Annotated in this window: 20 protein-coding genes and 2 other annotated features; of the genes, 4 read left to right on the top strand and 16 right to left on the bottom strand. The window is 41.8% G+C overall.

The window, feature by feature from the left end; translation table 11 throughout:
- Window positions 1-35: 35 nt before the first annotated feature.
- From pheT to ABFG93_RS17785, 3 genes are all read right to left on the bottom strand, one after another.
- Window positions 36-2,447 (bottom strand): phenylalanine--tRNA ligase subunit beta, encoded by a 2,412-nt coding sequence (pheT, locus tag ABFG93_RS17795; protein ID WP_347549355.1) that lies wholly within the window; start codon window positions 2,445-2,447, stop codon window positions 36-38.
- 27 nt (window positions 2,448-2,474) lie between these two features.
- Window positions 2,475-3,509, bottom strand: coding sequence for a phenylalanine--tRNA ligase subunit alpha (gene pheS, locus ABFG93_RS17790; protein ID WP_347549354.1), 1,035 nt, complete (start codon window positions 3,507-3,509; stop codon window positions 2,475-2,477).
- 49 nt (window positions 3,510-3,558) lie between these two features.
- Window positions 3,559-3,779, bottom strand: a binding site (T-box leader).
- A gap of 54 nt (window positions 3,780-3,833) precedes the next feature.
- Entirely contained in the window at window positions 3,834-4,583 is a 750-nt protein-coding gene (locus tag ABFG93_RS17785) for a TrmH family RNA methyltransferase (protein WP_347549353.1), read from the bottom strand.
- Between the two features lie 141 nt (window positions 4,584-4,724).
- On the opposite strand from ABFG93_RS17785, the gene sspI reads away from it, so the two are divergent.
- Entirely contained in the window at window positions 4,725-4,931 is a 207-nt protein-coding gene (gene sspI / locus ABFG93_RS17780) for a small acid-soluble spore protein SspI (protein WP_347549352.1), read from the top strand.
- 40 nt (window positions 4,932-4,971) lie between these two features.
- On the opposite strand, the gene ABFG93_RS17775 is transcribed toward sspI, so the two are convergent.
- Together ABFG93_RS17775 and ABFG93_RS17770 are read right to left on the bottom strand one after the other, a co-directional pair.
- Window positions 4,972-6,057: a M42 family metallopeptidase gene (locus ABFG93_RS17775; protein ID WP_347549351.1), complete on the bottom strand. Its 1,086-nt coding sequence runs from the start codon at window positions 6,055-6,057 to the stop codon at window positions 4,972-4,974.
- A 71-nt stretch (window positions 6,058-6,128) separates the two neighbouring features.
- Window positions 6,129-6,617, bottom strand: coding sequence for a dUTP diphosphatase (locus ABFG93_RS17770; RefSeq protein ID WP_431522018.1), 489 nt, complete (start codon window positions 6,615-6,617; stop codon window positions 6,129-6,131).
- Between the two features lie 116 nt (window positions 6,618-6,733).
- Between ABFG93_RS17770 and ABFG93_RS17765 the strand changes: the two genes are divergently transcribed.
- Window positions 6,734-7,129: a sigma-w pathway protein ysdB gene (locus ABFG93_RS17765; protein WP_347549349.1), complete on the top strand. Its 396-nt coding sequence runs from the start codon at window positions 6,734-6,736 to the stop codon at window positions 7,127-7,129.
- Between the two features lie 112 nt (window positions 7,130-7,241).
- Here ABFG93_RS17765 and ABFG93_RS17760 read toward each other — a convergent pair whose 3' ends face one another.
- On the bottom strand, window positions 7,242-7,814 hold the full coding sequence (locus tag ABFG93_RS17760; RefSeq protein WP_347549348.1) for a TVP38/TMEM64 family protein: 573 nt from the start codon (window positions 7,812-7,814) through the stop codon (window positions 7,242-7,244).
- A 139-nt stretch (window positions 7,815-7,953) separates the two neighbouring features.
- Between ABFG93_RS17760 and ABFG93_RS17755 the strand changes: the two genes are divergently transcribed.
- Window positions 7,954-9,276 (top strand): cytochrome ubiquinol oxidase subunit I, encoded by a 1,323-nt coding sequence (locus tag ABFG93_RS17755; protein ID WP_347549347.1) that lies wholly within the window; start codon window positions 7,954-7,956, stop codon window positions 9,274-9,276.
- A 21-nt stretch (window positions 9,277-9,297) separates the two neighbouring features.
- Window positions 9,298-10,329: a cytochrome d ubiquinol oxidase subunit II gene (locus ABFG93_RS17750; protein ID WP_431522017.1), complete on the top strand. Its 1,032-nt coding sequence runs from the start codon at window positions 9,298-9,300 to the stop codon at window positions 10,327-10,329.
- Here the strand turns inward: ABFG93_RS17750 and ABFG93_RS17745 are convergent.
- From ABFG93_RS17745 to ABFG93_RS17700, 10 genes are all read right to left on the bottom strand, one after another.
- Window positions 10,324-10,608, bottom strand: coding sequence for a DUF1294 domain-containing protein (locus ABFG93_RS17745; RefSeq protein WP_347549345.1), 285 nt, complete (start codon window positions 10,606-10,608; stop codon window positions 10,324-10,326). The two genes, ABFG93_RS17750 and ABFG93_RS17745, sit on opposite strands and share 6 nt — an antisense overlap.
- A gap of 55 nt (window positions 10,609-10,663) precedes the next feature.
- Window positions 10,664-11,020, bottom strand: a complete 357-nt coding sequence (gene rplT / locus ABFG93_RS17740) for a 50S ribosomal protein L20 (protein ID WP_347549344.1) — start codon at window positions 11,018-11,020, stop codon at window positions 10,664-10,666.
- A 45-nt stretch (window positions 11,021-11,065) separates the two neighbouring features.
- Window positions 11,066-11,266 (bottom strand): 50S ribosomal protein L35, encoded by a 201-nt coding sequence (gene rpmI / locus ABFG93_RS17735; protein ID WP_347549343.1) that lies wholly within the window; start codon window positions 11,264-11,266, stop codon window positions 11,066-11,068.
- Between the two features lie 22 nt (window positions 11,267-11,288).
- Window positions 11,289-11,792: a translation initiation factor IF-3 gene (gene infC / locus ABFG93_RS17730; protein WP_347549342.1), complete on the bottom strand. Its 504-nt coding sequence runs from the start codon at window positions 11,790-11,792 to the stop codon at window positions 11,289-11,291.
- 90 nt (window positions 11,793-11,882) lie between these two features.
- Window positions 11,883-12,002 (bottom strand) — a sequence feature (ribosomal protein L20 leader region).
- A gap of 177 nt (window positions 12,003-12,179) precedes the next feature.
- Window positions 12,180-14,117 carry a threonine--tRNA ligase gene (thrS, locus tag ABFG93_RS17725; protein ID WP_347549341.1) on the bottom strand — a complete coding sequence of 646 codons (1,938 nt, stop codon included), beginning with the start codon at window positions 14,115-14,117 and terminating at the stop codon, window positions 12,180-12,182.
- A gap of 313 nt (window positions 14,118-14,430) precedes the next feature.
- Window positions 14,431-15,273: a sporulation protein YtxC gene (gene ytxC, locus ABFG93_RS17720; protein WP_347549340.1), complete on the bottom strand. Its 843-nt coding sequence runs from the start codon at window positions 15,271-15,273 to the stop codon at window positions 14,431-14,433.
- 140 nt (window positions 15,274-15,413) lie between these two features.
- The gene (gene dnaI, locus ABFG93_RS17715; RefSeq protein WP_347549339.1) at window positions 15,414-16,346 is read right to left on the bottom strand and encodes a primosomal protein DnaI; all 933 of its coding nucleotides are present in this window, start codon (window positions 16,344-16,346) and stop codon (window positions 15,414-15,416) included.
- A gap of 25 nt (window positions 16,347-16,371) precedes the next feature.
- Window positions 16,372-17,736 carry a replication initiation and membrane attachment family protein gene (locus ABFG93_RS17710; protein WP_347549338.1) on the bottom strand — a complete coding sequence of 455 codons (1,365 nt, stop codon included), beginning with the start codon at window positions 17,734-17,736 and terminating at the stop codon, window positions 16,372-16,374.
- Between the two features lie 140 nt (window positions 17,737-17,876).
- Complete coding sequence (gene nrdR, locus ABFG93_RS17705) at window positions 17,877-18,335, bottom strand: transcriptional regulator NrdR (protein ID WP_347549337.1); 459 nt, start codon at window positions 18,333-18,335, stop codon at window positions 17,877-17,879.
- Between the two features lie 74 nt (window positions 18,336-18,409).
- A complete protein-coding gene (locus tag ABFG93_RS17700) occupies window positions 18,410-18,799 on the bottom strand; it encodes a hypothetical protein (protein WP_347549336.1) in 390 nt (129 codons plus the stop codon).
- Between the last annotated feature and the right edge of the window lie 91 nt (window positions 18,800-18,890).

The following is an 18,890-nucleotide window of genomic DNA, read 5'->3' as shown; positions in this document are numbered from 1 at the left end:
AACACTCCCTTCTTAATAAAAGGGAGTGTTTTTGATTACTTACGCAGCGCAGCACCAAATTGTTCTTCAGCAGCTGTTAGCACAAGATCATGTGCTTTCTTTACTTCTTCTTCTGTTAGGGTTTGTTCAGGGTTGTAGTAACGTAATGAGAAAGCAAGTGACTTCTTACCTTCTTCAAGATGCTCACCCTGATAAACATCAAACAAATTAATTTCTACAAGCTTCGCTCCACCTGCATCTTTCAGAACACGTTTCACTTCTCCAGCTTCAAGTGACTCTTCTACGACGAGAGCAACGTCACGCGTCACAGAAGGGAACCGAGGGAGCTTTTTATATTGAAGATGAGCAACATCTGCTTTCAACAATTTCTCTAGATTAATTTCAAAGACGTACGTTTCACTTAGATCAAGTTCCTTTTCGACTTCAGGGTGCAGTTGGCCGATATAACCAAATAACTCCTGATCAAGGTAAACGGCTGCGGTTCTGCCAGGGTGAAGCTTAGGCTCTTCGGTACGGGCGAAGGTCAGACGATCTTCGACGCTAAACTCTACTGCAAGCTCTTCTAGAATACCTTTTACGACGAAGAAATCAGCCGGTTTCTTTTCCTTCTGCCAGAGATGCTCCTGCCAGAGGCCGGATACGACACCAGCAAGATGTTCCTGCTCTTCAGGAAGTTCTGAGCCATTAGGCAAGAAAACTGAAGCCGTTTCATAGAAAGCAAGGTTCTCAAGCTGGCGGTTTCGGTTATACTGTGCCACCTCAAGAAGATGTGGTACCAGGCTCGTTCTTAGTTCACTTCGATCTTCACTCATAGGCATTGCAAGACGAATCGCTTCAGCTGACTCGTCAGAAAAGAACATACGCTTAGATGGAGAAGTAAGTGAATAGGTAACTGTTTGATATAGGCCTGCTCCTTCTAGCGTGCGACGAACGCGGCGACGTTTCAACTGATAGTCGGAAAGCTGTCCAGGCGTACTTTCTGTAATCGGTAGTGTAGCAGGGACATTGTCATAGCCATATAGGCGGCCTACTTCTTCAATCAGATCTTCTGAAATCATAATGTCAGGACGACGAGGCGGAACCTGAACTGTAAATGTCCCACCAAAATTCTGATAAGAGAAGTGCAAGCGTTCAAAAATCGCAGCAACTTCTGTTTCAGAAATTTCTGTACCTAGCACTTGATTAATTCTTGTTACTTCAATGCTTACGTCTTTTGCTTCTACTGTTCGATCTCCCTGCTCAGCAATTCCTTTTAAAACTGTACCACCAGCAATTTCCTGTATAAGCTGTGCCGCACGTTCACTGGCGCTAACCACGCGATTTCGGTCAATTCCTTTTTCGAAACGTGCACTTGAATCACTACGCAGACCGAGATCCTTCGATGCTTTACGTACAAGCTTTCCATTAAAATAAGCAGCCTCAAGCAGAATTGTCGTAGTATCCTGTTGCACTTCAGAATCTGCTCCACCCATAACACCCGCAACAGCAACTGGTTTAGAACCATTCGTAATCACAAGGTGCTCACTTGAAAGTGTACGCTCTGTATCATCTAGCGTTACGATCTTCTCACCGTCTTCAGCGCGGCGAACAACAACCTCTTTCGATCCAAAACGGTCATAGTCAAAAGCGTGTAATGGCTGGCCGTATTCGAGTAGGACGTAGTTTGTAATGTCTACAACGTTGTTTATCGGGCGAATTCCTGCAGACACCAGTCTATTCACAAGCCACTGTGGAGATGATTGAATGGTAACGTCTTTAATAACAGTTGCCCCGTAATATGGATTATCTTCTTCATTTTCTACACGAACCGTCACATAGCTATCTGTATTTTCCTCTGAACGGACAAGTTCAGGAGATGGAAGTGCGATCGAACGATTTAGCACAGCTCCAACTTCATAAGCGACCCCGATCATGTTCATCGCATCTGCACGGTTAGGAGTTAAACCGAGTTCAAGAACTTCATCATTAAGATTAAGATAATCAAGTGCATCTTCCCCAGGGGTTACGGCATCACTAAATACGAAAATACCATCTGCAAATTCTTTCTGCACAAGCTTACTTTCGATACCAAGCTCCTGTAACGAGCAGATCATACCATGGGAAGCTTCACCACGAAGTTTCGCTTTCTTAATTTTGAAGTTTCCAGGAAGGACTGCTCCAACCTTCGCAACTGCCACGTACTGTCCCTGTGCGATGTTAGGGGCTCCACAGATAATCTGGACGGGTTCTTCTTCACCAATATCGACGCTACAAATATTAAGCTTATCTGCATCAGGGTGTTGGTTACATTCGTGTACATAGCCAACGACCACGCCACTAATTCCTTTATTTAGCTTTTCAACTGTTTCTACCTCAATACCGCCCTTTGTGATCAGGTCAGCAAGCTCATCAGCCGAATAACTATCTAGATCGACATACTGTTGAAGCCAGTTCATTGGTACAAGCATACTTTCTCCTCCTTACAATCAAATCGTTTATAGTGAATTAAATTGTTTTATGAATCGGCTGTCATTTGTATAGAAGTGGCGAATGTCGTCAATGCCGTATTTCAGCATAGCAATTCGTTCAGGGCCCATACCAAATGCAAAGCCTGTTACTTTTTCAGGATCGAATCCGGACATACGAAGCACGTTCGGATGCACCATTCCGCCACCTAGGATTTCAATCCAGCCGGTTCCTTTACATACAGAACAGCCGTTTCCACCGCAGTTAAAGCATGAAATATCCATTTCAACAGATGGCTCAGTAAAAGGGAAGAAGCTAGGGCGCAGACGAATTTCACGTTCTTCACCGAACATTTTCTTTGCAAATGATTGCAGCACGCCTTTCAAGTCACTCATACGAACATTTTCTCCGACCATTAAGCCTTCAATTTGCATAAACTGGTGCGAGTGTGTCGCATCATCTGTGTCGCGGCGATATACCTTACCTGGCACGATGATCTTAACCGGGCCTTCGCCATTTAATTTTTCCATCGTTCTTGCCTGCATCGGAGACGTATGTGTGCGAAGCAGCGTTTCATCTGTAATATAGAAGGAATCCTGCATATCACGAGCTGGATGATCCTTCGGAAGGTTCAAGGCTTCGAAATTGTAGTAATCCGTTTCCACTTCAGGTCCTTCCGCAATTGAAAAGCCCATTCCAAGAAAAAGATCTTCGATTTCTTCTATGACCCTTGTTAGTGGGTGATGATTTCCCCTCTTAACCGGACGGCCTGGAAGAGAGATATCAATCGTTTCTTTCTTTAGCCTTTCTTCTACTGCAGCTTTTTCTAAACCAGCCGTTTTTTCATCAATTTGCTCTGAAATTGCTGAACGAATTTCATTTACGAGCTGCCCCATCTTCGGACGCTCTTCAGGCGATAATTTACCCATTCCTTTAGAAATTTCAGTAATTGGCCCTTTTTTCCCTAAGTATGCAACCCGAATGTCCTGAACTTCTTTTATGGAAGAAGCTTGCTGAATCTGTACTAGTGCTTCTTCTTTCAACGTTTGCAATCGCTCCTGCATCGTTTCAACCTCCAAACTTTTTTGTGCAATAAAAAAATCCTCGCTCCCCATAAGGGGCGAAGATTTGATTTCGCGGTACCACCCTAATTCACTAATAGAAGAATTCCATCAGCCTTAAGCAAAGAATAACGGTTTGTAACCGATCCGCTTTTATAGGAAGCGGCAACTCCAGAGCGAATTCAGCGGCGTCCCTATAGAAATGCTTCCAGTCACGGCATTTCCTCCCTGCAAAGGCAGTGGCAACTTACTACTCTCTATCATTGTTTTTATCATATATAAGTTGATTCTAATTATAGAAAAAAATCGATCAATCTGCAAGCCCGATTATGAAGGCAGTAGACCGTACATGAGTATTCCTGCAGCAACGGCTACATTTAATGATTCAGCTTTACCGAAAATCGGGATGTATACATTCACATCGACTAAATTTTGAAGCTCTTCTGAAACACCGTTAGCCTCGTTCCCGAGAATAATGGCGAAGTGTGCGTGGCGTTCAAGTTCTTGATATGGGGTACCACCACTTACTTCTGTTGCATAAATGTACATGCCCGCTTCTTTTAACCTTTTCACTTCTTCGAATAAATTCGCTTTCTTCACAGGTAAATGAAAAATGGATCCCTGTGTGGAACGAAGTACTTTACTATTGTATGGATCAACGGTTCCGTGACCTAATAAGATCCCATCATATCCAGCACTATCGGCCGTACGAATAATCGTCCCCAGGTTCCCCGGGTCCTGAATCGCATCAAGCAATAGAAGTTTGCCATTCTGAGGAAAGACAGGCTCTTCCACCTGACAGACAGCCATAATTCCCTGCGGCGTTTCTGTATCTGTTAGTTCCTGCATAATTTTCTCAGTAACAGTATAGACAACAGGTCTTTCTTTAAACGGATAATCAGATAAGTCGGTACCTTCTGATTGAATCACTTCTAATATTGGGGTTTTTGCTTTTGCTGCCTCTTCAACAATATGAGGACCCTCAATTAAATAAGCGCCTGCCTTTTCTCTTCCTTTTCGTGTTTGAAGCTTTTTCCAGTCTTTCACTTTTTGATTCTTTATGGATTCTATAATCATTATGGTCTCCTTCAGTTTTCAATGTTTTCATTATAAAGGGTCCCACGGCAAGATTCCAACAAAACTCATGAAATTTAAACGATTCGCTCATACTAATGATGCTTGTTCTAACAAGCGAATCAGAAAGGCGAGGTGGAAAGCATGGACCTTAACTTACGGAAAGCGATTCTCGCAAACATTAATGGCAACAATGAGGAGCAGATTGAAGCTACGATCCTCGATGCTATGCAGAGCGGTGAAGAGAAAATGCTCCCAGGACTCGGTGTTCTTTTCGAAATTCTCTGGAAAGAAGCACCAGAAAATGAACGCGAGCAAATGCTCTCTTACATGGCGCAAGGCGTAAATTAACAAGCAAAATCCGGTGGCAGAAGCCACCGGATTTTGTGTTTTAATTAAAGATAATTTCTTTTACTGTATTAGCGTCAAGTTTCTTTATCACTTCTACAATTAAGTTAACCGCGTTTTCAAAGTCATCACGATGCAGGATAGCTGCATGTGTATGAATGTAACGTGTTGCTATTGTAATCGATAGTGCAGGTACACCGTTTGCTGTAAGGTGAATTTTACCTGAATCAGTACCACCACCTGCAATTGCATCAAACTGATAAGGAATGTTCTTCTCGTCAGCTGTATCTGTTACAAGATCACGTAGCCCTTTATGACCTACCATTGAAGCATCATACATGATGATTTGTGGACCTTTACCCATTTTCGATTGAGCATCTTTATCACTCACTCCAGGAGTATCACCAGCAATACCAACATCAACGGCAAAACCGATATCTGGCTTAATCATGTTTGCAGCCGTCGTAGCGCCACGAAGGCCAACTTCTTCTTGAACAGTACCAACGCCGTATACAGTGTTCGGATGATCCTCACCTTTCAACTTGCGAAGAACTTCAATCGCAATTGCACAGCCAATACGGTTATCCCAGGCTTTTGCCATAAGCATTTTCTCATTGTTCATAACTGTAAAATCACAAACTGGAACAACGGAATCGCCTGGTTTAACGCCCCACTCCAACGCTTCTTCTCTACTTGAAGCACCGATATCAATGAACATATCCTTCTTGTCCACTGATTTCTTACGCTGTTCTGCTGGAAGAATATGTGGAGGCTTTGATCCAATTACACCCATAATGTTGCCTTTCCGTGTCATCACGTTAACACGTTGCGCAAGCATTACCTGCTCCCACCATCCGCCAACAGTTTGGAACCAGAGGAATCCTTTATCGTCTATACGTGTAATCATAAAACCGATTTCATCGAGGTGGCCAGCTACCATAATTTTAGGGCCTTCTGCTTTACCTTTTTTAACTGCAATTAAGCTTCCAAGGTTGTCATACATCAACTCGTCAGAAAGAGGTTCGATGTGCTTTTTCATAACCTCACGAGGTTCACGTTCGTTGCCCGGTACACCATTAGCATCAGTTAATTCTTTAAGCATTTGCAATGTTTCATCAAGCTTCACCATATGTATTGCCTCCTTGATATGTATTCAATTTTATTATAACGGTTCCCGAATTTTTTCACAATTGAGAGCGCTTAATATCCCTGGTCCTGCCTATTATGATTCACTTCGTTTTTCTTCAAATAAGCTTCATAAATATCGTCTATATTTAATCCGATTTGCTTCCCAAGTAGGAGATAATGGTTAAGTAAATGGAGATAGGCCTCTTCATTTCTTATTTCAGCAACGTGATCAATGGCTTGATAGACGTGATGAAAACACTCTACTGTTGATAATTCATCCGCAACTTCAGATGGAACTTTCCTAGGAGTGATGCCGATTTCTAGTCCAAGTGATAGAATAAAGTGAATGCCATCAACATATTCCTCGAGAATCGTTTCGATTGGAGAAGGAGCTTTTTTGCTCCAGTATTTGAAACATCTTGTCTCATTTGCTAGTTCACCAACTTCTACTTTAAGTGCGAGAAGTTTATTTTGAAATAAATCCAAGCCTTCAAGCCCGTGTTCGTTTACAATGCGATCATCCAGTTGTTTTTGGAGCGCAAATAATTGGTTGAAATCCAACGTCATCTCCCTTTCTAAATTGACCAGCTAGTCTTAAAATTGTCATTTAAAATGAAACCTTTCTTTATCATAAACGTATAGAGAATAGAAGCATAGTGAAAATGAGGTGCTGACTAATGATTATTATTCTTTTTCGTCTTGTCATTCTTGCTGCCATGGTATTGATTGCTTATTCTGTTATTCGTTTTTTTATCGATCCGAAACGCAAGCTCGAAAAAGCCTATGACCATAAAAAGTACTATTTCCTTGATGACTCCTCCAATGTTCGAAAGAACTTTCTTGTTACTTATAAGGGTGCTCTATTTGAGGGCGAGAAATATCTTGGAACGACAGAAAATTCATTTGACATTGTTACGATCTCGGTTGGAGTTAAAAATGCATCAGAGCTTTATATGCTCGAAAAAGAAGATTTCTATTTCCTAGAAAAAGAAATGGACCTCCGTTATCCAAGTGCAAAAATCGAATGGAAAAGTCCCGTTAAAGAATTTTTACGTCACCGTGAAAACTCCTAAAGTGAAACTTCCATCAGTATGTTTGGCTTCCCCCTCTGATGGTTATTCGAACCAATCTGCCCTTAAGTATGGAATAGATAATAAACTCCCCCTGGCCCCCAGGGGGAGTTTATTATCTTACAGGTTGGAAAAAATCCTCCCACTTCATAATCCATTCTCTTCTCCGTAATAAATAGAAAAGAACCACAAGACCACAAAGCAATAAGACGATAAGCACTGGATCAAAACCTTTGATAGCTGTTCCAAAGAATGAATACATCAAGGCGAGCGGTAAGTTAGAAATGATTGATGACTTCAAGTAATCCTGAAAGTCTTTTGAGACTTCAATTAAGCAGAGTGAAATGAAATGGAAATGCACGAAAGGGACTAATCGCAAAATCGCTATTTGTCCCACTGACATCGGCATCCGTTTTCTCATCCATTTCTCCTTCATTCGGGTAATTTTCTTAAAAAATACCGGTGCTCGCTTTACGAATACATAGAAAACTGTGCTTACTACCGTAATCCCGATCACTGAATAAATGGTACCATAAATCGCTCCAAACATGACTCCTCCCGCTATGCAAACCACACTCACCGGAACAAAGACAAACTGCCGTATAAAATGAAGAACAATAAAATAGAACGGGGCGTAGATTCCACTGTTCGACACAACCTCGACAAACGGCAGGACGAGCTCATCCATGATGTTCCCCCCTTCTCCTAACGTGTATGACAGAAGACGAGCTGTTATGTCAAAACGCGCACCGGAGCAGAATATTTTCTGGTAAAAGGTGGACAATAAGTGGGGATTTAATAAGAACGGTAATAGGAGGAAACTTATTATGGATGAGCTGGTTCTTGCCCGCTCCCTGTTCGGTATGACGATGGGCGTTCATATTATCTACGCAACCCTTGGCGTAGGAGTGCCTCTAATGGTTCTTGTCGCTGAATTAATGTATCAAAAGACGAAAGACAGGGATTATGCTGTAATGGCGACAAGATGGACGAAAGGGTTTGCTGTACTACTTGGTGTCGCTATCCCCACTGGAACAATTGCTGGCGTTCAACTATCTCTTTTGTGGCCTGGGTTTATGGAGGTAGTTGGCAAAGTCATTGCCCTTCCTTTTCAAATTGAAATTTACGCTTTTTTCCTTGAAGCTCTCTTTATGTCCATTTATGTATATGCCGCTGATAGACTTTCCCCAATCATGCGTATTGTTAGTGTAACGCTTGTTGCAGTTGGCGCAAGTGCATCAGCTATTCTTATTACAAATGTTCATGCTTTTGAAGGGACACCTGCTGGTTTTGAAATCGTCGATGGCGAGTTTGTCAATGTTGATCCATGGGCTGCATTCTTTAACCCATCGTTCTTAGTGACAGCAGGTCACGTTACGGTTTCCGCCTTAATGACGGGAGCATTTGTGATTGCATCTATTGCCGCTTACAACATGCTCCGGAGAAGTAAGGTTAAAAGAGAATACCACTTTCATCAAAAGGCATTAATGATGGGGCTTGTCATTGGTGGGATCTTCTCCATTCTAACCGCTTTAAATGGCCATGAATCAGCTCAACTGCTGCATGTTTATCAACCAGAGAAACTCGCAGCAGCAGAAGGGTTGTTTGAAACGCAAACATTCGCACCACTCGCAATCGGAGGATACACAGATAAGGAGGAGCGTGAAGTAAAATGGGCAATTGAAGTGCCATGGGCACTCAGTTACCTCGCTGACGATTCTTTTGATACGAGAGTAATTGGATTGGAGGAATATCCTGAGGATGAGTGGCCACCGTTATTCGTTCATACCCTCTTCAATGCTATGGTCGGAATAGGCTCTCTCTTAATACTGCTTTCTGTAGTTGGGTTTGTCTGGCATCGACTCTTAAAACGAAAGGGATTTCCTCGATGGCTCATGTGGTTATTCATTATAGCTGGACCACTTGCAATCATGGCGATTGAGTTCGGATGGATTTTCGCATGTACAGGAAGACAGCCATGGGTTATTTACCACATGTTGAAAACAGAAGACGTTGTCACAACTTCAGGTAACATCGGGCTTCTATTTATCCTATTTTTAATTGTCTATGTTATTTTGATGATTTCAACCGTTCTCGTTCTTCGCTACTACTTTAATCGAAATCCAGTTTCAGAGGAACTTGACCAATAGACTAACTACGAGGTGAAGGAAATGACAGAAGCACTCTATGCTATTACATTAATATGGGGAATTGTGTTTATCTACGCAGTTATGGCTACCATCGACTTTGGAGCAGGATTCTGGTCGATGATCTATTTAAATAAAAACAATACAAAAGCAACAAGTATCGCAAACAGGTACCTCTCTCCTTCATGGGAAGTAACGAACGTGTTTATTGTAGCCATTGTTGTTGCTCTTTTCAGTTTCTTTCCTGGTGCGACGTTTACACTGGGGACCGTTCTACTCATTCCTGGCAGCCTGATTATTCTCCTACTGGCACTCCGAAGTGCTTTTCTCGTCTTTTCACATTCCGCATCTGAGAATTATAAACGAATTCTCACGATCATTTCTGGGATTACTGGTTTTTTAATACCAGCGCTTCTGATCTGTGTTCTCCCCATTACACAGGGGGGCTTTGTAGAATTTGTGGATGGAAAGGAACAGCTTTTACTTGGTGAGCTTTTCACCAGTCCTAGTGTTTATGCTTTTATGGCTTTTGCCGTTTCAAGCACGCTCTTTCTTTCCTCCCTTTTACTTGCTGATTATTCAAATGTAGCAGGAGACCAGGAAGCCTATACAATCTATCGCAGAGACGCTATCATGGTCGGACCTGTCTCACTTGTCATGGCTGGATTACTCGTTCTGACAATGCGGAATGAAGCGCTCTGGCTATATGAGAATCTTATGAACTATGTTCCCTGGCTAATAGGATCGGTAGCTACTTTCTTAATTGGGTATGTAGCACTATGGATCCCAAGGAAACGAGGAGCTGGGATCCCAAGACTCGCTATGATTAGCGTTGTCATTCAATATTTACTCGCAAGCTACGCTTATGGTTCAGCACATCTACCTTATATCGTATATCCCGAGGTAACGATTGAAACAGGGTTCACAAATCCTGCGACATTCAGAGCGCTTATCATTACCTATATTGTTGCCTTTTTCATTTTAACTCCTGGATTCATTTACTTCTGGCGGCTGTTCTTGAAGGACAAGCGCTATTTAAAACAAAACGAGTCATGAGCGATTTAAAATGTAAAATCCCCCTGCGAACAGAACGAGTTGGATCGTTACAAGCACAGGAATGCCTATTACAAATTGCCTGTGCTTTGTTTTATGTCTAAAATGCTTCATGCCTGCATATCCGCCAATGGATCCTCCTATAATAAACAACGTCCACAGATTTCTCTCTGCAATTCGATTTCCACGCTTTCTAGCTCTTCGTTTATCCCAACCCATTGCAGCATAACTCCAGATGTTAAGGAGAGCGATGTAAACAAAGAAAAGATAATAAATACTCATTTTTCATCTCCCTATCAAAAAAAGCCACTCTCAACCAGTGAGAATGGCTTCATACTTATTTCAAGTTTTCTTTAGCTTTAGATGCTAGTTCAGCGAACGCTTTTTCGTCGTTGATTGCAAGCTCTGCAAGCATTTTACGGTTGATGTCGATTCCAGCTGTTTTAAGACCGAACATCAAACGGCTGTAAGAAAGTCCGTTCATACGAGCTGCCGCGTTGATACGAGTAATCCAAAGCTTACGGAAGTCGCGTTTTTTCTGGCGACGGTCACGATAAGCATACATAAGTGATTTCATAACTTGCTGGTTAGCAACTTTGAAAAGCAAATGCTTAGATCCGTAATATCCTTTTGCGAGTTTTAACGTTCTTTTACGTCTACGACGTGTTACGTAGCCACCTTTTACTCTTGGCATACTAAACCCCTCCTAATTTCTGTGTCAAAATAGTATAAATGCCGATTACTTCTTGTTGTAGATTAGAGTCTTAATGCGCTTGAAGTCACCTGCGGAAACAAGAGAAGCTTTGCGAAGCTTACGCTTCTGCTTTTGAGACTTGTTACCAAACATATGGCTAGTGTAAGCACGGCTACGCTTAAGTTTACCTGATCCAGTTTTCTTAAAACGCTTTGAAGCTCCACTGTGAGATTTCATTTTTGGCATGAGTGAGTTCCTCCTTCAAGAATTACTTTTCTGCGATAGGTGCCAAGATTAGGAACATGCTGCGTCCTTCCATTTTTGGTTTGGACTCAACAGTTGCAATATCTTTACAATCTTCTGCCAGGTGCTCAAGCACCTTTTTACCGATGTCAGAGTGTGTGATCATACGACCGCGGAAACGGATCGATGCCTTCACTTTGTCGCCTTTTTCAAGAAACTTACGTGCATTACGAAGCTTCGTATTGAAATCATGCTCTTCAATATTCGGGCTCAAACGAACTTCTTTAACGGTAATAATCTTTTGTTTCTTACGCGCTTCTTTGTCTTTCTTCTGCTGCTCATAACGGAACTTTCCGTAGTCCATAATGCGACATACCGGCGGCTTCGCGTTTGGAGCGACCATAACAAGATCAAGATTTGCGTTTCGAGCCATATCTAATGCCTCATTTTTTGATTTCACACCAATTTGGTTTCCGTCTGCACCAACAAGACGTACTTCCCGGGCACGAATGCCCTCATTGACGTTCATATCTCTACTAATAATCAGCCACCTCCATGGTTATTGTTCGATGATGATCATCTAAACATGTTGTCCTTAATTGAATTATATTCGGTTCAAAGCATAAAAAAAGCGTCGGCGCATACGACACCCACACATTACACAATTATAAACAGTGTACCTGCAAACTACCAGTAACGGCGTCAATCAGGTGAGAAGCGGGCGCTTCTGCTTGCTTTGTTTCCGATATTTAATTACCTAAGAAAGTATACCATGCTGACCAAATTTATGTCAAGGTGATAAGATTCCTTCGAAGTGCACTTGATTATCATAACGAATCTTTCGCTTTGTGACAAGTGTTTTTTCATATTTCTTTTACATCATTAATAAAAAGCCGGCCTTCAAGCCGGCTTTCCATTAGTTCTTTTCTTTAATTTCTTGTTCGATTCTTGAAGTAAATTCACTGAGCGATACAGTCTCTGAATTCTGCTGGCTGTATCGACGAACGTTAACAGCTTCGCCTTCTACTTCTTTGTCACCTACCACAAGCATATAAGGGATTTTTTGCATTTGAGCTTCACGGATTTTGTACCCGATTTTTTCGTTACGCTCATCAACTTCTACACGAATTCCTGCACGTTGAAGTTTTTTCTGAACTTCCTTTGCATAATCCAGGTGAACTTCAGAAACCGGTATGATTTCAGCTTGTACTGGAGAAAGCCATGTAGGGAACGCACCTTTGTATTCTTCAATTAAGAAAGCAACAAATCGTTCCATTGTTGATACAACACCACGGTGAATAACAACCGGGCGGTGATGGTTGCCATCCTCCCCAATGTAAGAAAGATCGAATCGCTCTGGAAGAAGGAAATCCAATTGAACAGTGGAGAGCGTTTCCTCTTTACCAAGTGCTGTTTTCACCTGAACATCCAGTTTAGGACCGTAGAACGCCGCTTCACCTTCTGCTTCAACGTACTCAACGTTAAGATCGTCCATCGCTTCTTTAAGCATCCTCTGAGCTTTTTCCCACATCTCGTCATTGTCGATATATTTCTTCTTATCTGCCGGGTCGCGATACGAAAGACGGAAGGAGTAATCATCGATACTAAAGTCTTTATAAACTTCCTGGATGAGCTCAACAACTTCAATAAATTCTTGCTTGATTTGATCCGGCCGACAGAAGATATGCGCATCATTTAACGTCATCGAGCGTACCCGTTGAAGTCCTGCTAGTGCTCCTGACATTTCATATCGATGCATTGTTCCAAGCTCTGCAACACGATATGGAAGGCTACGATAGCTTTTCAGATCATTTTTGTAAATCATCATATGGTGCGGGCAGTTCATTGGACGAAGAACTAATTCTTCTGTTTCATCCATTTTCATTGGAGGATACATATCTTCTTGATAGTGCTCCCAGTGTCCGCTAGTTTTGTACAATTCAACGTTTGCAAGGTGAGGAGTATATACATGGTTGTAACCAAGACGCTCTTCGAGATCGACGATGTAGCGTTCAATCGTACGGCGTATCGTTGCCCCTCTTGGTAACCAGATTGGAAGACCCTGTCCTACCTCTTGAGAAATTGTAAAGAGTTTTAGCTCCTTACCGAGTTTACGATGATCGCGTTCCTTAGCTTCTTCAAGTAAGTGAAGATATTCTTCTACCTGAGATTGCTTTGGAAAGGCAGTTCCGTATATACGCTGAAGCATTTGATTCTCGCTATCACCGCGCCAGTATGCTCCCGCAATCGAGAGAAGCTTGAAGGCTTTAATCTTGCTAGTTGAAGGTATATGCGGTCCACGGCAAAGGTCGAAGAATTCACCCTGTTCATAAATTGTCACTTGCTCATCAGCAGGAATCGCTTCAAGCAGTTCTAACTTAAGCTCGTCTCCGATCTCCTCAAACATCTTCTGTGCTTCATCACGACTTACAACGTTACGCTTCACTTCAAGGTTTTCATTTACGATTTTCTTCATTTCCTTCTCAATCCTCGGAAGGTCTTCAGGTGTAATCGAAACCGGGCAATCGATATCATAATAGAAACCACTATCGATTACTGGACCAACACCAAGCTTTACATCGCTATATAATCGCTTGATAGCCTGCGCCATCAAGTGTGCTGTACTATGCCGAAGGACTTCAAGTCCATCTTCGCTTTCAGGTGTTACGATCTCAATTGAAGCATCCTTTTCGATTTCACGTCGCAAATCAATTAAGGCTCCATTCACTTTACCAGCGAGCGCCTTCTTCTTAAGACCCGGGCTAATTGAACTTGCGATTTCTTCTGTAGTCGTTCCCTTTTCAAATTCCTTTACAGAACCGTCGGGGAAAGTCATTTTTACCATTTCAGCCATGCTTCTTCACTCCTTTTTTGCATATAAAAAACACCCGTCCCAAAAAGGGACGAGTGTTAATCTCGTGGTTCCACCCTGCTTCCCGCTTTGAGAAATCCTAAGCGGCTCAGACTGCTGTAACGTAGCAGAAACGCCACCCTATTTCCAGAGCAGAGTTCAAAGGTGGTAAGACTGCTTATCACGCTGGGAAGATCGCACCATTCCTTCCCTCTCTTAAAGCTGACAAAGCATCTCATGTCCTTATCGTAACGATAACGTATATGCGTGTATGTAGGTATTATAAATAGTGGCTTTCTTAAAATCAAGCCTATTTTTAATGATTTCCCGAAAAATGTATTTTAGACATACGATGCGAAAAAAAATGAAGACGCTCTTCAAAAACATTCCGAATCGTTTGAGCAAGACCCTCTTCCGAATGATCCGTGTATAAATAAATTTCCTCAGGAGCGAGAATTAATAGTGGTAACAAAATATCAGGATCGATGTCATCCACCCTAAGACCGTCTGGTAACTCACCTGACAGTTGTTCCATTTGAAGAGGTAAATCCCTTCCCTGACTGTCGTACAGACGATAATCACCATCAAATACAAGAACAACACGCTTCTCGATTGGTTCCCTCTTTTTAAGGAAAAAACGTAACGCATCAACGAAGTTCTGATATTCCTGTTCAAGTTTATACTCATCAATCGCCTCACCAACTAAAGCATTAAGCAGACTTCGATACGGACGCATGCGGAATCTAATAAACGAATCAAACGAAATGGTTCCTCCCTGTTCAATACAGGCATACGCAGCTTCTAGAACTAATTTCTCGCGATTGGTAAATCGCATCGCACCCGGTACATCTTCTCTGTCACCCTCACCAATACTACGAGCGATGGCAGATATTTCAGCAATCTCATCATCATCTTGAAAGAAATAAGTTGACCTTAACAGCTGATCCATCCATTGATTTTCATAAATCGTTGTCACACATAGGGCCAGGCACTTAGAAATGTTAAAGCACGTTTTCGTATCGTATGGTTCAATCGCCACCGAAACCATCAATCCGCCTTGATCAACGATTAGCTGCTTTTTACTATCCAGTACCTTCTGTAACTGTTCCTGTACAAATTGAAAGTCGCTTGTGCTATTGAACGTTATCGATATCAACACTTCCCCCTCCTGTCCACCTTCTCATTAGCAACTATATGGTCATTTGCCAAAATTGATGAATAGAAGATTCAAAGGAGCTTTCACTAGAGGAGTTTTCCCTTCAGATAAAGATAAAAAAAGCCCTCCAATACGGGAGGACTTTACACTCTGCGATTTTTCCCTTCAAGAAAGACAGGGGTAGTAAAATGCTTAATTCTTTCCATAATTCGTTTTGCTTTCGTTTCTTCAATTCCGCTTTTGTGAGAATAAGCAAGATGCTCCTCAAGCAGTGTGTAATCAAGGTTAGATGAGTAAAGCGTCGGCAGTCCTTCAGTCATTCGATACTGAAGAAGCGCTCCGAGAATATCATCACGAACCCAGCTCGAAATACTCTCAGCACCTATATCGTCAAGAATTAACAGAGGGGTTTCCTTCAAATAATCGAGCTTTGCATCAATGGACTGATCCTGGATGGCACTTTTCATCTGACGGAAAAAATCCGGTGTGTAAATAAACTGCGAACGGACGCCTTTATCTTTTGCAAGCTGGTTTGCGATGGCCCCAAGAATAAACGTCTTTCCAACACCAAATCCACCATGGATATAGAGGCCTTTTGTGGTTTCTCCAGGAACGAATTGTTCTACGTATTGAATGGCCGTTCCAATCGCTTCTACCCGCACAGGATCCTGATCATCCAAATCAGCAAAGGTGGCCTGAAGTATTTCCTTTGGAATGTAATAGCTCTGAATCATTTGATTCCGCTTTTTATTCTCATCTTCTTCCACTCTTGTCGGACAGCGATTGTAACGGATATCAATAACAGATCGATTCATAAAGAGCTCAGGTTCATAGCCGTCCATCATGTTAATACAATCAGAGAGACCAGGACATCCTTCGCATCGCTTGGCCTGTGTCGTGTATTCGTACAACCTGGCAAGACTTCGATCGATAACTTTATCATCCACCTCTTCATGCGCTTCACAAAAAGCCTGGATATCCGCATCAGCCATTATCGCTTTTTTCATTTCCTGGTACTGCTCTTGAAACTTTCTATTAGCAGGCATTTTGTTAAATGATTCCTGAATGGATTCCATTCCATTTCACCCCGCTTTCATCAACTTATTTTTTGTATTTGCTCAGCATCTTCTTGAGCTGGTCCTGTTTTTCTGAACGCTCTTCTTTTGACATATCAGGTTCTTTCTGATCGGAAATCCATTCAGGCACTTTATCTTTCCTTGCTGCTCTTGTTGGATTTCCCTGGTTCCCTTGTTTGCCTGTTTTCTTCTTAGAAGGCTGCTCGAGTTCTTTTATCGCAAGATTCATGGCTTCTCTTACAGTTTTCACCTTTGATCTTGCCCAATGACTCGCAAACTTTTCCACATAGTTTTTGGAAAGCTTCTTGTCCTGTGTTTCAAGTATAAAATCAAGAAGAACATTCATCACACCTGGCGTTAGTTTTTGCTCATCCATGATCCGCTCGACCATTTTCATATCTGCCTCAGATGGTTTCCCGCCCTCTGCAGCACGTTGAAGGATGTCATACGGTGTCATCTGTTCATACCTCTGAGCAGCTTTTTCTTCTTCTGTTGTCGGTTCTTTCGTATGAAATTCCTGAAGAGATGCTGGCTGCCTTCTATATTGAAGTGCAGGGACTTTCCCTCGATTTTCAAGGGCAAACCAACTGCTAACCTCTTTTCGAAGCAGGTCATTTGAGAGCTCCTCATGATGAATGGCAGCCTGTTCAACAATTCGTCCCATTTCATATGGCTCAATTTTATACACAAAAGCAAGTCGTTCAATGGTTTTCTTGACGGAATTTGTTAACATTCGATCTGATACAATCATATCAGAGATATGCTGATTCATCACGTCAAAGTCAAATTGAGACGAAGTAAAAACAAGTCCTTTATTTTCATTCCGCTTCTCAATATTCTCACCAGCACGAAGGTCTTCTTCACTATTCAGTGAAGCCATCTCTGAAGGATGAAGGGAATCATAGACTTCATTAAACGATGCGGTAATGTCACTGTACTCAGTCAGATCTGATTTTTCAACTGTAAAGTACTGCTTCAAGTCATTGTATCGGTTACGACCGAGTCGATTGAATAAATAGATATTAAGGACACCATCATTAAAGAAGAGTTCAGGCGTCAGTGGGGGTTGAAGCTCATACGTAAAGTGCCTTGGATCGTCTCCGTTTTTTAATAACGTTTTGAGCAAACCAATTCCTTCTAGCTTTCGCCGTTCTTCTAGTACCTTCTTTAAGTCCCATCTCATCATAATCAATAAATTATGATGGGTCATGCTTGTTGCAATATTCTCCCGTTGCTCATGAGCGCTCCATAGCGTCATATAAAGGCTGTAAGCTTCAGCACCTATCAGGGGCTGATACAATAGTGTAAGGACTTGCCTATCATATTCATGCAGTAGTCCTGCCGCCTCAACCTGAAGCGTATCAACAGGAAGCAGTTCTTTCCAATGCATATGCTTCACCTTTGTACTCTCTAATAAATTTTTACCACTTTGACTCATCATTAACCTATCTTTTTCTTGGACGTCACGCTTTCTCAAAGTTACCCTTTCTTGAAGTACAAAAAAAGAGCTTATAGTAAGCTCCTAATCTGTTACTCCGCTCTGTTAATTAGTTCTTTCAACTCCCGTATAAACACATTTATATCCTTGAATTGACGATAAACGGAAGCAAAACGAACATAAGCTACTTCATCGACTTTTGCCAGATGATCCATCACGAGTTCACCAACAACATCACTACTGATTTCTGATGCACCCTGATTACGGAGATCCCGTTCGATTTCATTGACAATCGTTTCAAGAGTCTCAAGCGGTACAGGTCTTTTTTCACAGGCTTTTATTAAACCCCTAAGAATCTTATCCCTGCTAAACTCTTCTCTGGTTCCCTCTTTTTTCACTACAATGAGAGGTATTTCTTCAACTGTTTCAAATGTCGTAAAACGATACGTACAGGACTCACATTCCCGGCGCCTGCGGATGGATCGGCTTTCGTGAACCGGTCTGGAATCAAGCACTCTTGTACCATTATGATTGCAGTTGGGACAGCGCATTAGATCATCTCCACTAAACGAACAAGATTTCTACTTTCTATTTTATCATAGAATATGTGACGACACACACATCTCTAAAATTGTTCAGAAATGCCCGTACCAATTAATGTTAATTTCTTTTTTAGATCGTCGTAAACAGTTTCTATTACCTTCTTGCTGAATCCAAAATCAACCGGAAGCGGCGTCTCAGTTGAAACCGAGAAATCGACGGCCGTTTTGTATGCTCGAACGTTAACCACAGTTACAACGATAAGTGCCTTTTTGGCACCCTTCACTTGATAAACGAACTCTCCACGTTCAGGAGAATTTGTAACAATTTCACCTTTATAATGTTTCTGAAGTACGGCTTTCGCTTCAGTAAACGCCTGTTCTTTTGACGCTTTAAAATAATGAGTTTTAAGCCTATCGTTAGAATGCCTTTCTGCTGTTTCAGAACGGTTGCTAAAAAATTCTTTAATTCCCACCCTGTTCCTCCTCTATTTTTTTTAAGAATAGCAATAAATGAACGATAAATCAATTACGTTATCATATATCAAAGACATGAGAAGGTAATCG

This window comes from Pseudalkalibacillus hwajinpoensis, from assembly GCF_039851965.1.
Classification (GTDB): Bacteria; Bacillota; Bacilli; order Bacillales; family Guptibacillaceae; genus Guptibacillus; species Guptibacillus hwajinpoensis_E.
The sequence above is the reverse complement of the archived record's forward strand: the minus strand, read 5'-3'. Positions and strand labels throughout refer to the sequence as shown.